This window comes from Streptomyces geranii (assembly GCF_002954775.1).
GTDB lineage: Bacteria > Actinomycetota > Actinomycetes > Streptomycetales > Streptomycetaceae > Streptomyces > Streptomyces geranii.
Genome location: NZ_PJME01000039.1, coordinates 22,495 through 39,613 on the forward strand (window position 1 = coordinate 22,495; position 17,119 = coordinate 39,613).

The 17,119-nt window shown below is 70.3% G+C and carries 15 protein-coding genes; 8 read left to right on the plus strand and 7 right to left on the minus strand.

The window, feature by feature from the left end:
* Positions 1 to 193 precede the first annotated feature (193 nt).
* The 5 genes from CW359_RS33060 (at position 194) to CW359_RS33080 (ending at position 4,420) form a co-directional block, all read left to right on the plus strand.
* On the plus strand, positions 194 to 880 hold the full coding sequence (locus CW359_RS33060; protein ID WP_105973888.1) for a maleylpyruvate isomerase family mycothiol-dependent enzyme: 687 nt from the start codon (positions 194 to 196) through the stop codon (positions 878 to 880).
* Between the two features lie 10 nt (positions 881 to 890).
* The gene (locus tag CW359_RS33065; RefSeq protein WP_105973889.1) at positions 891 to 1,547 is read left to right on the plus strand and encodes an MBL fold metallo-hydrolase; all 657 of its coding nucleotides are present in this window, start codon (positions 891 to 893) and stop codon (positions 1,545 to 1,547) included.
* Positions 1,548 to 1,851: 304 nt separating this feature from the next.
* Positions 1,852 to 2,742 (plus strand): ABC transporter substrate-binding protein, encoded by an 891-nt coding sequence (locus CW359_RS33070; RefSeq protein ID WP_105973890.1) that lies wholly within the window; start codon positions 1,852 to 1,854, stop codon positions 2,740 to 2,742.
* Complete coding sequence (locus CW359_RS33075) at positions 2,739 to 3,647, plus strand: amino acid ABC transporter permease (RefSeq protein ID WP_105973891.1); 909 nt, start codon at positions 2,739 to 2,741, stop codon at positions 3,645 to 3,647. The genes CW359_RS33070 and CW359_RS33075 overlap by 4 nt, the downstream gene beginning before the upstream one ends.
* 44 nt (positions 3,648 to 3,691) lie before the next feature.
* A complete protein-coding gene (locus CW359_RS33080) occupies positions 3,692 to 4,420 on the plus strand; it encodes an amino acid ABC transporter ATP-binding protein (RefSeq protein ID WP_105973949.1) in 729 nt (242 codons plus the stop codon).
* A gap of 12 nt (positions 4,421 to 4,432) precedes the next feature.
* On the opposite strand, the gene aroQ is transcribed toward CW359_RS33080, so the two are convergent.
* Positions 4,433 to 4,906, minus strand: a complete 474-nt coding sequence (gene aroQ / locus CW359_RS33085; protein ID WP_105973892.1) for a type II 3-dehydroquinate dehydratase — start codon at positions 4,904 to 4,906, stop codon at positions 4,433 to 4,435.
* 102 nt (positions 4,907 to 5,008) lie between these two features.
* On the opposite strand from aroQ, the gene CW359_RS33090 reads away from it, so the two are divergent.
* Both CW359_RS33090 and CW359_RS33095 read left to right on the plus strand, forming a co-directional pair.
* Positions 5,009 to 6,055, plus strand: coding sequence for a S66 family peptidase (locus CW359_RS33090; protein WP_105973893.1), 1,047 nt, complete (start codon positions 5,009 to 5,011; stop codon positions 6,053 to 6,055).
* A 93-nt stretch (positions 6,056 to 6,148) separates the two neighbouring features.
* Entirely contained in the window at positions 6,149 to 7,420 is a 1,272-nt protein-coding gene (locus CW359_RS33095; protein ID WP_105973894.1) for an MFS transporter, read from the plus strand.
* A 52-nt stretch (positions 7,421 to 7,472) separates the two neighbouring features.
* Here CW359_RS33095 and CW359_RS33100 read toward each other — a convergent pair whose 3' ends face one another.
* The 6 genes from CW359_RS33100 to CW359_RS33125 all read right to left on the minus strand — a co-directional run bounded on the left by CW359_RS33100 (position 7,473) and on the right by CW359_RS33125 (position 16,189).
* The gene (locus CW359_RS33100) at positions 7,473 to 8,573 is read right to left on the minus strand and encodes a calcium:cation antiporter (RefSeq protein WP_105973895.1); all 1,101 of its coding nucleotides are present in this window, start codon (positions 8,571 to 8,573) and stop codon (positions 7,473 to 7,475) included.
* A gap of 381 nt (positions 8,574 to 8,954) precedes the next feature.
* A complete protein-coding gene (locus tag CW359_RS33105; protein ID WP_105973896.1) occupies positions 8,955 to 9,968 on the minus strand; it encodes a TerC family protein in 1,014 nt (337 codons plus the stop codon).
* A 286-nt stretch (positions 9,969 to 10,254) separates the two neighbouring features.
* The gene (locus CW359_RS33110) at positions 10,255 to 12,342 is read right to left on the minus strand and encodes a TerD family protein (protein WP_105973897.1); all 2,088 of its coding nucleotides are present in this window, start codon (positions 12,340 to 12,342) and stop codon (positions 10,255 to 10,257) included.
* 52 nt (positions 12,343 to 12,394) lie between these two features.
* Positions 12,395 to 12,961, minus strand: a complete 567-nt coding sequence (locus CW359_RS33115) for a TerD family protein (protein ID WP_105973950.1) — start codon at positions 12,959 to 12,961, stop codon at positions 12,395 to 12,397.
* A gap of 182 nt (positions 12,962 to 13,143) precedes the next feature.
* The gene (gene uvrB / locus CW359_RS33120) at positions 13,144 to 15,282 is read right to left on the minus strand and encodes an excinuclease ABC subunit UvrB (RefSeq protein ID WP_105973898.1); all 2,139 of its coding nucleotides are present in this window, start codon (positions 15,280 to 15,282) and stop codon (positions 13,144 to 13,146) included.
* Between the two features lie 40 nt (positions 15,283 to 15,322).
* A complete protein-coding gene (locus tag CW359_RS33125; RefSeq protein WP_105973899.1) occupies positions 15,323 to 16,189 on the minus strand; it encodes an MHYT domain-containing protein in 867 nt (288 codons plus the stop codon).
* 313 nt (positions 16,190 to 16,502) lie between these two features.
* On the opposite strand from CW359_RS33125, the gene CW359_RS33130 reads away from it, so the two are divergent.
* On the plus strand, positions 16,503 to 17,078 hold the full coding sequence (locus CW359_RS33130; RefSeq protein WP_105973900.1) for a methylated-DNA--[protein]-cysteine S-methyltransferase: 576 nt from the start codon (positions 16,503 to 16,505) through the stop codon (positions 17,076 to 17,078).
* The last annotated feature ends 41 nt before the right edge of the window (positions 17,079 to 17,119 follow it).

The window sequence follows — 17,119 nt, forward strand, 5'->3', positions numbered from 1 at the left end:
CAGGGGCGGGGCCCCCGTGCTTTCTCAGACTAGGGGGAGCCACTGACAACGCCGGTCGGATTCCTGGGGCGGTAACAATCCCCGGCCATCCAGCATGCCCGACGCCGCACTCGACCATATAGCACGCACATTCGATTTACGGTCGTCGCCCGCCACCTTCACCCGAACGTGTGGTGGGGCTATCGTCGGCGCCATGGCCGATCATGTGCGCGACCTGGCATCTGTACGCGAAGCGACGGAACGGCTGCTCACCGCAGCCGCGAAATGGAACAACGATTCGGTGGCCGAGCCGTCACGGCTGCCGGGGTGGACCCGTGGTCACGTCCTCGCCCACCTCGCCCGCAACGCGGACGCTCTGGTGAACGTCTTCGAGGGACGTGTCATGTACGTCTCCCAGGAGGCCCGCGACGCCGACATCGAGCGGGACGCCGCGCGCCCCCTCGACGTACACCTCGCGGACATCGGGAGGACCGCGGCCCGCCTCCAGGAGGCGGGGGCCGTGCCCGCGGACTGGTCGCGCACGGTGGAGCTGCGCAACGGGGTCACCGACAGCGTCTCCCGGGTGCCGTTCCGGCGCTGGATCGAGGTCGAACTGCACCACGTGGACCTGGGCATCGGGTACGAGCTGGAGGATCTCCCGGCGGAGTTCGCGGAGCGGGAGATCGACTTCCTCGTCGAGCGGTTCACCGGGCACCCGGAGGTGCCGCCCACGGTGATCACGGACGGCACGCGCGCGTGGAGCACGGGAAGCGGGGCGGCCGGGCCCGAGGTCACGGTCACCGGCCCGGCGCCCGAGCTGCTGGGGTGGCTCGCCGGCCGCCGCGAGGGCTCCGCGCTGCACGTCGAAGGAGGGGCTCTGCCGTCGCTGCCCCCGCTATAGGCTGAACTCCATGACGTACAGCGGAGCGGTGAAGGTCGGCGGCCCTGCCGATGTGCACGAGTTGCGGGACCTGATGATCACCAAGGTCGCGGTGGGCCCGATGAACAACAACGCCTATCTGCTGCGCTGCCGGGCCACGGACGAGCAGCTGCTGATCGACGCGGCGAACGACGCCCATACGTTGATCACACTGATCGGCGACGACGGCATCGCGTCGGTCGTCACCACGCACCAGCACGGCGACCACTGGCAGGCGCTCGCGGAGGTCGTGGCGGCCACCGGTGCCCGTACGTTCGCGGGCCGGGAGGACGCCGACGGCATCCCCGTACCGACCGATGTGGCGGTCGACGACGGGGACACGATCCGCGTGGGGCGCGTGGAGCTGACCGCGCGCCACCTGGTCGGACACACGCCGGGCTCGATCGCGCTCGTCTACGACGACCCGCACGGACATCCGCACGTGTTCACCGGGGACTGCCTCTTCCCCGGTGGCGTGGGCAATACGCGCAAGGACCCGGAGGCCTTCGCGAGCCTGATCCACGACGTGGAGACGAAGATCTTCGAGCCGCTCCCGGACGAGAGCTGGGTCTACCCGGGGCACGGCAACGACACCACCCTGGGCGCGGAGCGGCCCCAGTTGCCGGAGTGGCACGCGCGGGGCTGGTGAACCGGCTCAACCCTCCTCAGGGGGCGCGCAGTTGATGGTCGCGCGCCCCGTGTGAAACGAACACACACGCTGGCGCCGCACACGCGCTCCCGGCGTGCGCGCGGGCGCAGTCCACTGGAGGCAGCCCCGCACAGGATGACGGCTCCTGGGCGGCACGGGCCGCCGACCTGTCGATCCCCGCCCTCGGTCGGCGGCCCCGGCGTTCGCAGGGGGCGTTCACAAGAACGCAACACACGTTCCCACTATGCGGACAATTCCGCGTGTGACCTGGACAAATGGCACGCCTCGCTGCCACTCTCCCGCCATGCATCCTGCCCCTCACGCGCTGCGCCGCGCAGTCGCCGCCACCACCGTCGCCCTGCTCGCCACCGCTGTCGGCTGCGCCCCGCAGCCGGAGGAGAAGAGCAGCGCCACCGCGACCTCCACCGCGTCGGCCGGCACCACCTGTGCCAAGGGCGAGTTGGCCACCCAGACCTCGGGCAAGCTGACGATCGCCACCGACGAACCCGCGTACGAGCCGTGGTTCAAGGACGACAAGCCCGCCAACGGTGAGGGCTTCGAGTCGGCGGTCGCGTACGCCGTGGCGAAGCAGCTCGGGTACGACAAGGCGGACGTGGTCTGGCAGAGCGTGCCCTTCAACAAGGCGTTCGCGCCCGGGGTGAAGACCTTCGACTTCGACATCAACCAGGTGTCGATCAGCGCCGAGCGCAAGAAGGCCGTGGACTTCTCGTCCGGCTACTACGACGTGCGGCAGGCCGTCGTCGCGCTGAAGGACTCCAAGGCCGCGAAGGCGACGAGCATCGCCGACCTCAAGGGCCTCAAGCTGGGCGCCCAGGTCGGCACGACGAGCCTCAACTACCTCGAAGACGTGGTGAAGCCGACCCAGGAACCGGCCGCGTACGCCAAGAACGACCAGGCCAAGGCCGCTCTGCAGAACGGCCAGGTCGACGCCATCGTCCTCGACCTGCCGACCGCCTTCTACGTCACGGCCGCCGAGGTGACCGACGCGAAGATCGTCGGGCAGTTCGAGAACCAGGGCGGTACGCCGGAGCAGTTCGGGCTCGTGCTCGACAAGGGCAGCGCCCTCACCTCCTGCGTGACGACCGCGGTGGACGCCCTGCGCAAGGACGGCACGCTCGCCGCGATCGAGAAGCAGTGGCTGTCGGACGCCGTCGACGCGCCGGTGCTCAAGTGACCGCAGTGAAGGAGGAGTCCGGCCAGGAGGACCCGTCCGGCATGCCGGGCGGGGGCGACGGCTACGTCCCCTCGCAGCGGCGGCTCGACCGGGAGCGCTTCAAGCGCACCCGCGCGCGCCGCGCGACGGGGATCGCCGCCGCGTCCACCCTGGTCACGGGGATCGTCCTCTACCTGGTCGTCGTCAACGCGCCGGGCTGGCCGCGCACCAAGGAGACGTTCTTCAACGGGCAGTACGCGCGCGAGGCGTTCCCCAAGGTCCTCGAAGGGCTGTGGCTCAACGTACGGCTGCTGCTGATCTGCGGTGTCGCGGTGCTCGTCCTGGGCATGCTGATCGCCATCGCGCGCACCCTACGCGGTCCGGTGTTCTTCCCGCTGCGCGCGCTGGCCGCCGCGTACACGGACTTCTTCCGCGGCCTCCCGCTGATCATCAATCTGATGATCGTCGTCCTCGGGGTGCCGGCCCTGCGGCTCCAGGGCATCACCGTGGACCCGGTGCTCCTCGGCGGTACGGCGCTGACGCTGACGTACTCCGCGTACGTCGCCGAGGTGTTCCGGGCCGGCATCGAGTCCGTGCACCCCTCGCAGCGGGCGGCGGCGCGCTCGCTCGGGCTGACCAACCGGCAGGCACTGCGGCACGTCGTACTGCCCCAGGCCGTACGGCGCCAGGTGCCGCCGCTGCTCAACGACCTGGTGTCGCTCCAGAAGGACACCGGGCTCGTGTCGATCGGCGGCGCGGTCGACGCCGTACGCGCGGCCGACATCATCGTGGGCCGCAGCCTCAACTACACGCCGTACATCGTCGCGGGGCTGGTCTTCGTCGCGCTGACCATCCCGATGACCCGGTTCACGGACTGGGTGACTGCCCGGATGGACCGGCAGCGGGCGCAGGGAGGAACACTGTGAGCGACATCGGCAGCCTCTCCAAGGGCTCCTCCCCCGTGCTGCGCATGGAGTCCGTGCGCAAGACGTTCGGCGACACGGTCGTCCTGCGGGACGTCGATCTGGAGGTCGCCTCCCACACCGTGACCGCGCTGATCGGCGCGTCCGGCTCCGGCAAGTCCACGCTGCTGCGGTGCGCGAACCTGCTGGAGGACATCGACGACGGCGCGATCTGGCTGGACGGCGAGGAGATCACCGACCCTCGGACCGACCAGGACGCCGTGCGCCGCCGGATCGGCGTGGTGTTCCAGGCGTACAACCTGTTTCCGCACATGACCGTCCTGGAGAACATCACCCTCGCCCCGCGCCGAGTGCACGGCGTGGACCGTACGGCGGCCGAGCAGCACGCGCGTGAGCTGCTGGAGCGGCTCGGGCTCGGCACGAAGGCGGGCGAGTACCCGGACCGGCTGAGCGGCGGCCAGCAGCAACGGGCGGCGATCGTCCGTGCCCTGGCCGTACGCCCCCGGCTGCTGCTCCTGGACGAGATCACCGCGGCCCTCGACCCGGAGCTGGTGGGCGAGGTGCTCGCCGTCGTCCGGGATCTGAAGGGCGAGGGCATGACGATGGTCCTGGCCACCCACGAGATGGGCTTCGCCCGCGATGTCGCGGACCAGGTCTGCTTCCTGGAGGGCGGTGTGGTCCTGGAACGCGGCACGGCCGAGCAGGTGTTCGGCGAACCGCAGCAGGAGCGTACGCGGCAGTTCCTGCGGCGGATCGTGGAGGCGGGGCGGTTGTAAGGAGGCCGTACGTCATGCCTCCGCGGTCGCCGCTAGCACCAGCGCGGCGACCCGCTCCACCCCGAACACGTACCCCTGCACACCGCACCCCGCGATGACGCCGTCGGCGCGCAGGGAGACGTACGAGTGGTGCCGGAACGTCTCGCGCCGGTGGATGTTGGAGATGTGGACCTCCAGCACGGGCAGGCCGTCGCAGGTGTTGAGGGCGTCCAAAATCGCGATGGACGTGTGCGAGTAGGCGCCGGGGTTGATGACGATGCCGGCGTGGGTGAGGCGTGCTTCCTGGATCCAGTCGACCAGTTCGCCCTCGTGGTTGGACTGGCGGAAGTCGATCGTGCCGCCGTGTCCGGCCGCCGCCTTGGCGCACAGGGCCTCGACCTCGGCGAGCGTGCCGGAGCCGTAGACGTCCGGCTGGCGCTGGCCCAAGAGGTTCAGGTTGGGCCCGTTGAGAATCATGATCGGGGCGTCGGCAAGGGTGCGGGGCATTGTTCCTCCGGTCCGTTCGGGGGTGACGGTCCGTCTCGGACCGCTGCTCAGCCCCGGTTTATCACGGTGCACCGACAGTGCGGCGGCCCGTACGCTCCCGGCATGACGACCCCCGCGTATCCGCCCAAGCCCTCTCCCGGCGACCGCATCGCCGTCATCTCGCCCGGCTCCGGGCTGCCCGGGCTCTTCCCGCGCCCGCACGAGCTGGGGCTGGAGCGGCTGCGCAAGGAGTTCGGGCTGGAACCGGTCGAGTATCCGGCGACCCGGAAGATGGGTTCGACGCCTCAGGAGAGGGCCGCCGACATCCACGCGGCGTTCGCCGACCCGGGCATCAAGGCGGTCATCGCGTCGATCGGCGGCGATGATCAGATCACCGTACTTCCGTTCCTGGACCGGGAGTTGATCCGGGCGAACCCGAAGCCGTTCTTCGGGATGAGCGACAATACGAACTTGCTGGCGTACCTGTACAACACCGGGATCGTCGGCTTCCACGGCGCGACCGTGATGACGGCGCTCGGCCGTCCCGTGGCCATGGACGCACTGACCGCCGAGTCGCTGCGGGCCGCCCTGTTCACCTCGGGCGCGTACGAACTGCGGCCCGCCGAGCGCTGGAACGACGTCAACCGAGACTGGGCCGACCCCGCGACCTTCGACAGCGAACCGGAGACCCGTCCCGGCACCGGCTGGACCTGGCAGAACGCCGACCGCGTGGTGGAGGGCCGCAGCTGGGGCGGCTGCCTGGAGATCCTCGGCTGGCTACTGATGGCCGACCGCGAGATCGACCATGATCTGACGGCGTACGACGGCGGAGTGCTGCTCCTGGAGACCTCCGAGGAGCTGCCGAGCGGCGAGGAGGTCTTCCGCGTCCTGCGCAACATGGGCGAGCGCGGGCTGCTCCAGCGCTTCTCGGCGCTGCTGATGGGCCGCGCGAAGACCTGGTCCTTCGAACACCCCAACAGCCCGGAGGAGGGCGCCCGTTACGCCGCCGAGCAGCGGGCGGCGGTCCAACGCGCGCTGCGCGCCTACGCGCCCGGCCTGATGACCGTCTTCGACGTGGACTTCGGGCACACCGATCCGCAGATCGTCCTCCCCTATGGAGGGTCGATCCGGGTGGACGGCCCCGACCGGCGCATCACCGTGACGTACTGATCCCGTTCGGCCCCCGCGCGCCCCCCGTAACGCGTCGTCACCGTGGGTAGTTGACCCGGCATGCACGATGTACGCACGGTAAAGGCACCCTCCATGGTGCGGCTGGCCACGGCCTCGCTCGCGGGGACGGCCATCGAGTTCTACGACTTCTTCGTCTACGGCACCGCGGCGGCGCTGGTCCTGGGTCCCCTGTTCTTCCCGACGTTCTCGCCACTGGCCGGGACGCTGGCGGCCTTCGGCACGTTCGGGGTGGGGTTCGTCGCCCGGCCGCTGGGCTCGGTGCTGTTCGGGCACATCGGGGACCGGCGCGGACGGCGGCCGGTCCTCGTCGCCTCGCTGCTGCTGACCGGTGCGTCGACGGTCGCGGTCGGCTGCGTACCGACGTACGAGTCGATCGGCACGGCCGCTCCGGTGCTCCTCCTGGTGCTGCGTTTTCTGCAGGGGCTCGGGCTGGGCGGCGAGTGGGGCGGGGCGGTGCTGCTGACCGCGGAGCACGCGCCCGCCGAACGGCGTGCCCTGTGGGCGAGCTTCCCGCAGATCGGGCCCGCGGTGGGCTTCCTGCTCGCCAACGGCGTGATGCTGGCGCTGTCCGCGTCTCTCACGGACGCGCAGTTCGCCTCGTGGGGGTGGCGGGTGCCGTTCTGGGCGGCCGGGGTGCTCGCGGTGGCGGGGCTGTGGCTGCGTTCGTCGCTCGCGGAGAGCCCGAGCTTCCTGGAGATCGACGACCACGCGCGCGTGCCGCTCGCCGAGGTGGTGCGCGACCACTGGCGGCTGGTCCTGCTGACGGCGGGCGCGCTCGCCGTCGGCTACGCGGTGTTCTACGCCGTGACGACCTGGTCCCTCGCCTACGGGACGGAACGCCTCGGCGTCAGCCGTACCGTCATGCTGGCCTGCATCATGGCCGCGGTGGTGGTCAAGGGCGCCCTGACCCCCCTGATGGCCCTCCTCGGCGACCGCTACGGCCGCCGCCCGCTGTGCCTCGCGGGCTGCACCGCCGCCGCTCTCTGGATGTGCCCGATGGTGGCGCTGCTGTCGACCGGCGAGCCGCTGCCGATGTTCCTCGGCTTCCTGGTGGCCATGATCGCCTTCGTCACGATGTTCGCGGTGATCGCCGCGTATCTGCCCGAGCTGTACGAGCCCCGCGTACGGTGCACGGGCGCCGCGGTCGGCTACAACCTCGGCGGGGTCCTCGGCGGCGCCCTCACCCCGATCGTGGCGACGGCCCTGGCCGAACAGGGGGGCCGGGTCCCTTGGGGCGTGGGCGTGTATCTGACCGGCATCGCGCTGTTCAGCCTGGGCTGCTTCGCCCTCCTGCCGGAGACCCGCCCGGTGCCCCGCCTGACCGCCGTCCCGGCCACGGAGTGATCCGCGGCGGACGGTGGCCGGGAGTGCCCTGTGGCGACCCCGGTAATGCTGGTCAGGGGTTGATCGCCAGCTCCAGGTAGGCCGCCAGCAGCACCAGATGTACGCCTCCCTGGAGCGGCGTGGCCCGCCCGGGCACGACCGTCAGCGAACCCACCACCACGGTCAGGGCGAGCAGCACCATGTGGGTGGCGCCGAGGCCGAGGACCAGTGGTCCGGAGAGCCAGATGGACGCCAGGGCCACGGCGGGGATGGTCAGGCCGATGCTGGCCATCGCGGACCCGAGCGCGAGGTTCAGGCTGGTCTGCACCTGGTCGCGGCGCGCGGAGCGGAGCGCGGCGATGGTCTCGGGGAGCAGCACGAGCAGGGCGATGACCACACCGACGACGGCATGCGGCAGGTCGGCCGCCTCCACCCCGGACTCGATGGTCGGCGACACTCCCTTCGCGAGGCCGACCACGCCGATCAGCGCCAGGGCGAGCATTCCGAGGCTGAGCCGGGTGTCACGGGTGGTCGGCAGCTCCGCGTGACTGTCCGGGGTGTGCTCCTCGCCCTGCCGGGTGATCGGCAGGAAGTAGTCGCGGTGCCGCACGGTCTGGGTCGCCACGAACAGGCCGTAGAGGATCAGCGAGGCGAGCGCGGCGAAGGTGAGCTGGGCGGTGGAGAACTCGGGTCCCGGCTTGCTCGTGGTGAACGTCGGCAGCACCAGGCTGAGCGTGGCCAGCGTCGCGACCGTGGCGAGGGCGGCGCCGGTGCCCTCCGGGTTGAAGACCGCGGTCCCGTGCCGGAGCGAGCCGACGAGGAGGCTCAGTCCGACGATGCCGTTGCAGGTGATCATCACCGCCGCGAAGACGGTGTCCCTGGCCAGGGTGGAGCTCTTGTCCCCGCCGTCGGCCATCAGCGTGACGATCAGGGCGACCTCGATGATCGTGACGGCGACGGCCAGCACGAGCGAACCGAAGGGTTCACCGACCCGGTGGGCGATCACCTCGGCGTGGTGCACGGCGGCCAGTACCGCTCCCGCGAGGACCAGTGTCACCAGCGCGACGACCGCACCGGGTAGGTCGCGCCCCCAGGTGAACACGAGCAGGACGACCGCGGCCACCGGCACGACGGCCGTCCACCGCGTCACGAGCGACCGCAGCCCGACGATCATTCAGCGATCGTCGCAGACGCCCACGGGCCCCGCACGCGCACACCGGCTCCGCGCCGGCCGCTCACGCCGGTCCCACAGCAGGACCTGTCCACTGCTCCACGCTCCCGTCGATCTCCCCGAACCGGGCTCCGCACCCAGCCCGTGTCTTGTGCCCGCCCAGGCGCACCTCATGGCTGCCCCGGCGCCCGTGCCTGCCCACGCTTTCCCATGCCTGCCCCGGACCCGCACACCGGTCTCCCCTCCGGTTCGCCCGGCCCGGGGCGGTTGCTGTCACCCGATGGCTCCACCACCCTGCCCAGCTCCCGACGAGGGATCGGGAACGGTGCCCGGCAACTCGCCGCGCACCGCTCCCGATGGTGGTTGCTCCTGTGTCCGGCGCGGTCAGGCGCCGATGCTGTCCTTCGGAGCGCCTTCGCTGTCCTCCTGGCCATCCTGCTGCGCCGCCTCGGCCGCCTCCTGCTTCCTGGAGGCGTACAGGCTGGTGATCGTGGTGACGATCAGGACACCGCAGATGACACCGAGGGAGACCGGTATGGAGATCTCCGGTACATGGACGCCCGACTCGTGCAGCGCGTGCAGCACCAGCTTGACTCCGATGAAGCCGAGGATGACCGACAGGCCGTACGAGAGGTGGACCAGCTTCCTCAGCAGACCGCCGATGAGGAAGTACAGCTGGCGCAGACCCATCAGCGCGAACGCGTTGGCGGTGAAGACGATGTACGGGTCCTGGGTCAGGCCGAAGATCGCCGGGATCGAGTCGAGGGCGAACAGGACGTCCGTCGTACCGATCGCGAGCATCACGACCAGCATCGGCGTCATGACGCGCTTGCCGTTCTGCTCGATCCACAGCTTGGTGCCGTGGTAGCGGTCGGCCACGCCGAACCGCTTCTCGGCGGCCTTGAGCAGCCTGTTCTCCTCGAACTCCTCGTCCTCGTCATCGGTGCGGGCCTCCTGGATGAGCTTCCAGGCGGTCCAGATGAGGAAGGCACCGAAGATGTAGAACACCCATGCGAAGCTCGCGAGGATCGCGGCGCCGGCGGCGATGAATATCGCGCGCAGGACGAGCGCTATGAGGACACCGATGAGGAGCACTCGCTGCTGATACTGCGAGGGCACCGCGAACTTCGCCATGATCAGGACAAAGACGAAGAGGTTGTCGACGCTCAGCGACTTCTCGGTGATGAAGCCCGCGAAGAACTCGCCGGCGGGCTCACCGCCGCTGAAGACGAGCAGTCCCAGGCCGAAGAGTCCGGCCAGGACTATCCAGACGACCGTCCAGATTCCGGCTTCCTTGATTGATACGTCATGGGGCTTGCGCCCGATGAAGAAGTCCACCGCGATCAGTGCGGCGAGACCCACGATTGTCAGGACCCAAAGGGTCACGGAAACATCCACTGCGCCTCCGGCAGTACGTAACGGCAAATTTCAGCGTCGTCGCTACCGGAGGTCTCTTCCACCCGCGACAGCCCGGCTCCTTCACGCGCCCGGTTGCCTGCGGGCCGACGCCCCGGGATCTGGATTGATCCGTATTGACGGGTACGCCGCAGCAGGTAGGGAGTACTCCCCTCCGTGGGGAAAACAATACCCCAATCACCAAGGAAAGGTAAAGAGATTGGTAAAAGAAAAACCAAATACGCAGGTCAGGTGGCTTTACTGATGCTTGGTGAAGCGCTCGCGGGCGTCAGCGGTTCCATGAGCGGCGGGCCGCCGCGACCTGGTCGAGCACCTGCTGGAGCACCTGGCTGCCGTGCGGCACGGCCAACGGCTCGTACGTCCACGCATGGCCGACCCACGGGTCGGCGAGGTGGTCGTCGGGCACCGGGGTGAGTCGCATGAGCGAACGCCAGAGCGGGTCGAGCAACGGCCCGTAGGCGGCGGCGTCCTCGCGGTCGGCGACCATCATCAGGTGGACGCCGACGGCCGGGCCCTCATCCGCGAGATAGCGCAGCCGGGTCACCGCCCGGTCGTCGAAACCGTGCGGGAAGTCATTGACGATCAGCAGCTGCTGAGCCGTGTCGAGGTCGGGCGGTAGCGAGTCGGCCGCACCGGCGCGCAGCGCCATCTGCACCAGGTCGACGCGCTGGGTCAGCCGCCCCAGGACGTCCGCGACACCGGCGGCCCCGGCCGCGGGCGGACCCGCGAGCACACCGGCCCGCACGAGCGGCGCGAGGGAGAGGGCGCCCGCGCCTGCCGGGTCGATGACATGCACGGCGAACTCGCCCGCCGGATGGACGGCCAGCAGCCGCGCCGCATGCGTCACCGCCGTGTCCATGGCGAGCCGGCGCAGCTCGCCGGAGTCGACGACCGAGCCGTCGAGCGACTCGCCGCCGCTGTCGATCCACAGCCCGCGCTCCAGCGGCAGCCGGACGAGCATCGGGATGTTGAGGGCGACGCTCTCGGGCAGCCGCAGGTCGCCCAGCCGCAGCGCCATGGGCATCTCCATCGGCACCCGGTAGCCGTGCCAGACGGGGCTGTCCCAGCGCGCGTACGCCAGGGGCAGCGCGGGCTCGACGACCTCGGCCTCGGCGATGAGCTGGGCGAGGTCGCGGTCGAGGGCGGCGCGGGCCTGGTCGACGAGCTGGGAGTGCTTGGCGCGGGCCGCTTCCCGGGCGCCGTCGCCCGGGCCGCCGAGCCGGTTGCGGGGATCGGCGAGCGCCCTGTCGATCTCCTGTTCCAGGCGTGAGTCGGCGAAGTCCACGGCGCTGCGGTAGGCGGCGACGGTTCTCGCCAGGTCCTCGAACATGCCCCAGACCTGGTTGTAGAGCCGCTCGTCCATCGACCAGCCGGTCGCGTCGCCCGCGACCGGCCGCGCGGGCTGTCCGGGCCGGGCCGGGGGCGCGGTCGGCGGTGCCGGGGGCGGAGCGGCCGTACGGCGGCCGGGATGGCTGTAGTCGACCGGGCCGCCGGTGGTGGAGGTTCCCGGCGGCGCGGCTTCCCCGGCGCGGCCCGCCGGAGGCGAGACGTCAGGTCGGCCGGCCTGTGCCGGGGTGTTCTGGGCGCCCTCGGCTCCGTACGGCGACGAGGGCTGGGCGGGGGCAGGACCGCCCTGGCCGCCCTGGACCACGGAAGGGGCCTGGTCCGAGGTGCCGGGAGCCGGGGTGTCCTGGGGTCCCTGAGCCGTGTACGGCGACGCGGACTGTGCGGGTGCCGGGGATGCCGTCCGGCGGGTGCGGTCGCTGTCCGGTGTGCGGGGCGGCGGGGGTGCCACCGAGCGGGAGTGGGCCCGGGACACCGCCTCGTTTATGGTGTCCGCGAGGCTGCGGGCCTCGGGCAGTCCCTGGTCGGCGAGGAGTTCGGCGAGGCCGCCGGCGTATCCCTGGCCGATGGCGCGCACCTTCCAGGCGTCCTGCCTGCGGTACAGCTCCAGGGCTACCACGGCCGACTCGGCCTCCAGGCCGGTGATCGTGTAGCTGGCGACCTCGGTGCCGTCGAGACCGGTGACGGCGACGAAGGGGGCGGCCACGGCGCCGAAGTGGACCGGGCCACCCACACCGGACGGCAGTGCGAGCAGCACGCTGACCCGGTGCACGGAGTCCGGCATGGCGCCCAGGTCGACGGCGAGCCGGTGGTCGGCGGCGGCCTGCCTGGAGACCTCAAGGCCGGGGAGCGTGGGGGCACCGGGGTGGGCGACCCACTCGACGCCGTGGACCTTGCCCCGCTCGTCGCCGATCGTGGCCCCCGCCACGATCGGCGCACCGGCCGAGATCCGCACTTCCAGGTGAACCTGGGAGAGCGGATGGTTCTGCCCCCGGACCAGCTCGGCCGTCATCGCCTTCGTCCCCCCGTGTCGTTCTCTTGCTTCCGTGGGCCGCCCGGCCCGGCTACAGGTGCGGCAGGATCGCCGGCATCAGGTCCTGGAAGGTGCGGCCGTTGGCCGGGGTGCCGAGGGCCGTCATCCGCCAGCCCGCGCCCACACGGTGCACCTTCGCCATGATCTGAGCCGTGTACTGGCCGCCGCCGTCCAGCGTGTAGCGGGCGAGTTCGTCGCCGTTGGCCTCGTCGACCAGTCGGCAGAACGCGTTCTGCACCTCCTGGAAGGTCTGGCCCGTGAAGGAGTTCACGGTGAAGACGATCTGGTCGATGTGCACCGGCACCCGCGGCAGATCGACGAGGATCGCCTCGTCGTCACCGCCCTGGCCGACACCGCCGACGAGGTTGTCACCGGTGTGCCGCACGGAGCCGTCGTCGCTCACGAGGTGGCGGAAGAACACGACGTCGACGGGCTGCTTGTCGGCGAAGAGCACGGCGGAGGCATCGAGGTCGATCTCCCGTGTACGCGAGCCGAACAGGCCGCGGCGGGGAGCCGCCTGCCAGCCGAGGCCCATGCGCACCGCGGTCAGGGTGCCCCCGTCACTCTTCTGCAGGTTGATGCCCTGACCCTTGGTCAGATTGACGCTGCCACCAGGCGTGCCGCCCTTGGATACGTCCACCACGCGCTGTTCCCCTCTCGAACCGAATCCCCTGTTGCCGCGGGGTCCGCGGATGACGTGAACCCTACGCAGGGGCACTGACAGTGCCGAAGCCTCGGGCGCACTTTGTGTCGGTCTTGCAACACTGCGCGTACGTACGGTCAGGCCAGGCCCGCCTCCTTCATCTGCCGCAGTTCCTTCTTCATCTCCGACACCTCGTCGCGCAACCGGGCGGCGACCTCGAACTGGAGGTCGGCCGCGGCGGCGCGCATCCGTGCCGTCATCTCCTCGATCTGGCCGGCGAGTTCGGCCGCGGGGCGGTCGGTCGGCACCGTCTCCCCGGCCTTGCCCTTGCCCGCCCTGGCGCCCTTGGCCGCCTTGCCGCCGAGCGAGGGCACCGGGGCCTTGGCGCCCTTGCCGTCCTTCGACTTGCGGTAGCCCGAGCCGAGGAGCTGTTCGGTGTCGACGTCCTCGCGGGCGATCTGCGCGACGATGTCGTTGATCTTCTTGCGGAGGGGCTGCGGGTCGATGCCCTTCTCCTTGTTGTACGCGACCTGCTTCTCCCGGCGGCGGTTGGTCTCCTCGATGGCCCTCTCCATCGACGGGGTGATCCTGTCCGCGTACATATGGACCTGGCCTGAGACGTTGCGCGCCGCGCGGCCGATGGTCTGGATGAGGGAGGTCCCGGAGCGCAGGAAGCCCTCCTTGTCGGCGTCGAGGATCGACACCAGGGACACCTCGGGAAGGTCGAGGCCCTCCCGAAGGAGGTTGATGCCGACCAGGACGTCGAAATCGCCGGCGCGCAGCTCACGCAGCAGCTCGACCCGGCGCAGGGTGTCGACGTCGCTGTGCAGATAGCGGACCTGGATGCCCAGTTCCAGGAAGTAGTCGGTGAGGTCCTCGGCCATCTTCTTGGTGAGCGTGGTGACCAGGACGCGTTCGTCCTTCTCGGCGCGGGTGCGGATCTCGTGGACCAGGTCGTCGATCTGGCCCTCGGTGGGCTTGACGACGACCTCGGGGTCGATGAGGCCGGTGGGGCGGATGATCTGCTCGACGTAGCCGTCGCCGCGCGACAGCTCGTACTTGCCGGGGGTCGCCGAGAGGTACACGGTCTGGCCGATGCGCTTCTGGAACTCCTCCCATTTCAGGGGGCGGTTGTCCAGTGCGGAGGGCAGCCGGAAGCCGTGGTCGACGAGGGTGCGCTTGCGGGACGCGTCGCCCTCGTACATGGCGCCGATCTGCGGGACCGTGTTGTGCGACTCGTCGATGACGAGCAGGAAGTCGTCCGGGAAGTAGTCGATCAGGGTGTTCGGCGGGGAGCCGGGGAGGCGGCCGTCGAAGTGCATCGAGTAGTTCTCGACACCGGAGCAGGAGCCGATCTGGCGGAGCATCTCCAGGTCGTACGTCGTCCGCATCCGCAGGCGCTGGGCCTCCAGGAGCTTGCTCTGCTTCTCCAGCTCGGTGAGGCGCTCGCCGAGCTCCTTCTCGATGTCGTTGACGGCCCGCTCCATGCGCTCGGGACCTGCCACGTAGTGGGTGGCCGGGAAGACGTACGTGTGCTGGTCCTCACTGATGATCTCGCCGGTGAGCGGGTGGAGGGTGGAGAGGGCCTCGATCTCGTCGCCGAACATCTCGATGCGGACGGCGAGTTCCTCGTAGACCGGGAAGATCTCGATGGTGTCGCCGCGCACGCGGAAGGTGCCGCGGGTGAAGGCCAGGTCGTTGCGCGTGTACTGGATGTCGACGAAGCGGCGCAGCAGCTGGTCGCGGTCGATCTCCTCGCCGACCTTGAGGGGGACCATCCGGTCCACGTACTCCTGTGGAGTACCGAGGCCGTAGATGCAGGACACGGAGGCGACCACGATGACGTCCCGCCGGGTGAGCAGCGAGTTGGTCGCGGAGTGGCGCAGGCGTTCGACCTCCTCGTTGATCGAGGAGTCCTTCTCGATGTAGGTGTCCGACTGGGGGACGTACGCCTCGGGCTGGTAGTAGTCGTAGTACGAGACGAAGTATTCGACGGCGTTGTTCGGGAGGAGTTCCCGGAACTCGTTCGCCAGCTGGGCGGCCAGGGTCTTGTTCGGCGCCATGACGAGGGTGGGGCGCTGGAGCTTCTCGATCATCCACGCGGTGGTGGCGGACTTGCCGGTGCCGGTCGCGCCGAGGAGCACGACGTCCTTCTCACCTGCTTCGATGCGCCGAGCCAGCTCGGCGATGGCCGCGGGCTGGTCGCCGCTCGGCTGGTAGGGGCTGACGACCTCGAAGGGCGCCACCGTGCGTTCGATCTTGGAAACTGGCCGCATGGCATCAACCGTACGGCCACCCACTGACAACGGGTCCTGATCAGCGGTTCTGCGGGGTGCGGGAGCCGCGGTGGCCGTGCTGCCGGCCGGCCTGCGGCGGGGTCCGTCGGCCGGGGTGCGGGACGGCGGGGTGGGCCGGGATGCCCGGCTTGTTGTCGGCGGGGCGCCGGTCGGGCTTGCCCATGACCGTCATCGGGTCGAACACCACGACGACTCCGGCCAGCAGGAGGAAGGCCAGCGGGCCGACCATCAGGGGGGCCAGCAGGGTCGCGGGCGAGTCGCCGGCCGGGCTGCCGGACGAGATGTGGACGTGGACCCGCAGGGCGGCCATGCCCGTGTAGTGCATGCCGCTGACGGCGAGTCCCATGACGAGGCTGGCGCCCACGCTCCACAGGAAGCCGCGGATCTGCCCGGCGGCCCACAGGGCGGCGGTGGCGGCCACGACGGCTATCACGACCGAGGCGGCGACGGTGAGGGTGTTGTACTCCAGCTTTCCGTTGAGGCGCATTCCGGCCATGCCCAGGTAGTGCGCGGACGCTATGCCGAGGCCCGTGATGGTGCCTCCGGTGAACAGTGCCGTCCCGCTCGCGCCCCGGTAGCCGACGATGAAGATCCCGACGCCGACCATGAGGATGGCGACGCCCAGGCTGGCGAAGGTCAGCCACATGTCGTAGTTGACCGGGGTCTCCTTGACCTTGAACCCCATCATCGCGATGAAGTGCATGGTCCAGATGCCGGAGCCGATCGCGGCCGAGCCGAGGGCCAGCCACCCTGGTCGCCAGGACCGGGCGACCAGCATCGATCTGGTGGTGCAGCGCAGGCCGAGCGCACCGCCGAGGCAGGCCATGAGGTAGGCCACCAGCGGTGTGACGAGTCCGTAGCTGAAGCCGTCGACCGTGCCCTGCATGTGCGGCTGCCCTTCCGCCCTGTTGCGTCCCTGAATTCCCTGAAATGCTCCCCCGCCCCAGGACCGGCCAGCGGTCAGGGTTGTGGCAGAGAGTATGACTGGCTCCGGAGGGGTCGAACGATTTTCCGGCAAAGAAACACGGCCTTGCCCCACTTGTGCGGCAGGAGTGTGCGGACTCGGGCAACGCCGTTCAATCTGTGTCTGTGTCGCACCTCTTTTTCCGTTGTCCCTCCGCTGTCACTCCCGCACCGTCCGGGCCCGCTCACGGCCCGCGCGCCGGGCGTTGTCAGTGGCGGGTCGTACGGTGGGGCGCATGGACAGGCATGGGCGGGACGAGCCGCGGGACCCGGAGAAGCGGCAGCAGGTCGTGTGGGCGGTCGTCGGCACCGGCATAGGTCCGCTGCTGCTGGCCGCGACGCGCGAGGGCCTGGTGAACGTGGTGTTCCACGCCACCGAACCGGTGCGCGAGAGGGCTGTCGAGCGGCTCGCCTCGCGGCTGGGCGCGGAGCCCCTGGAGGCACCCGGGTCCCCGCTCCTGGCCGAGGCGATACGCCAGTTCACGGCGTACTTCGCGGGCGAGCGGCAGGTGTTCGAGCTGCCGCTCGACTGGTCCCTGATCTCCGGCTTCAACCGGCAGGTGCTGCGCGAACTGGCGTCCGGTGTGCCGTTCGGCGCGGTCGTCGGGTACGGCGATCTGGCCGGGCGGGTCGGTCAGCCCGGCGCGGCCCAGGCGGTGGGCGCGGCGATGGGTGCCAATCCGCTGCCGGTCGTGGTGCCGTGCCATCGGGTCGTGGAGAGCGGCGGTGGTCTCGGCGGGTTCGGGGGCGGTCTGGAGACCAAGCGGAAGCTGCTCGCGCTCGAAGGGGTGCTGCCCGAGCCGCTGTTCTAGGAGCGGTTCCGCAGGGGACGGACCGCCGGGGGAAGCACAGG

Bases quoted from the DNA above. Each gene is read 5' to 3' on its own strand.
- CW359_RS33060 (WP_105973888.1), top strand. From the start codon at position 194: ATGGCCGATCATGTGCGCGACCTGGCATCTGTACGCGAAGCGACGGAA.
- CW359_RS33065 (WP_105973889.1), top strand. From the start codon at position 891: ATGACGTACAGCGGAGCGGTGAAGGTCGGCGGCCCTGCCGATGTGCAC.
- CW359_RS33070 (WP_105973890.1), top strand. From the start codon at position 1,852: ATGCATCCTGCCCCTCACGCGCTGCGCCGCGCAGTCGCCGCCACCACC.
- CW359_RS33080 (WP_105973949.1), top strand. From the start codon at position 3,692: ATGGAGTCCGTGCGCAAGACGTTCGGCGACACGGTCGTCCTGCGGGAC.
- aroQ (WP_105973892.1), bottom strand. From the start codon at position 4,906: ATGCCCCGCACCCTTGCCGACGCCCCGATCATGATTCTCAACGGGCCC.
- CW359_RS33090 (WP_105973893.1), top strand. From the start codon at position 5,009: ATGACGACCCCCGCGTATCCGCCCAAGCCCTCTCCCGGCGACCGCATC.
- CW359_RS33095 (WP_105973894.1), top strand. From the start codon at position 6,149: ATGGTGCGGCTGGCCACGGCCTCGCTCGCGGGGACGGCCATCGAGTTC.
- CW359_RS33100 (WP_105973895.1), bottom strand. From the start codon at position 8,573: ATGATCGTCGGGCTGCGGTCGCTCGTGACGCGGTGGACGGCCGTCGTG.
- CW359_RS33110 (WP_105973897.1), bottom strand. From the start codon at position 12,342: ATGACGGCCGAGCTGGTCCGGGGGCAGAACCATCCGCTCTCCCAGGTT.
- uvrB (WP_105973898.1), bottom strand. From the start codon at position 15,282: ATGCGGCCAGTTTCCAAGATCGAACGCACGGTGGCGCCCTTCGAGGTC.
- CW359_RS33125 (WP_105973899.1), bottom strand. From the start codon at position 16,189: ATGCAGGGCACGGTCGACGGCTTCAGCTACGGACTCGTCACACCGCTG.
- CW359_RS33130 (WP_105973900.1), top strand. From the start codon at position 16,503: ATGGACAGGCATGGGCGGGACGAGCCGCGGGACCCGGAGAAGCGGCAG.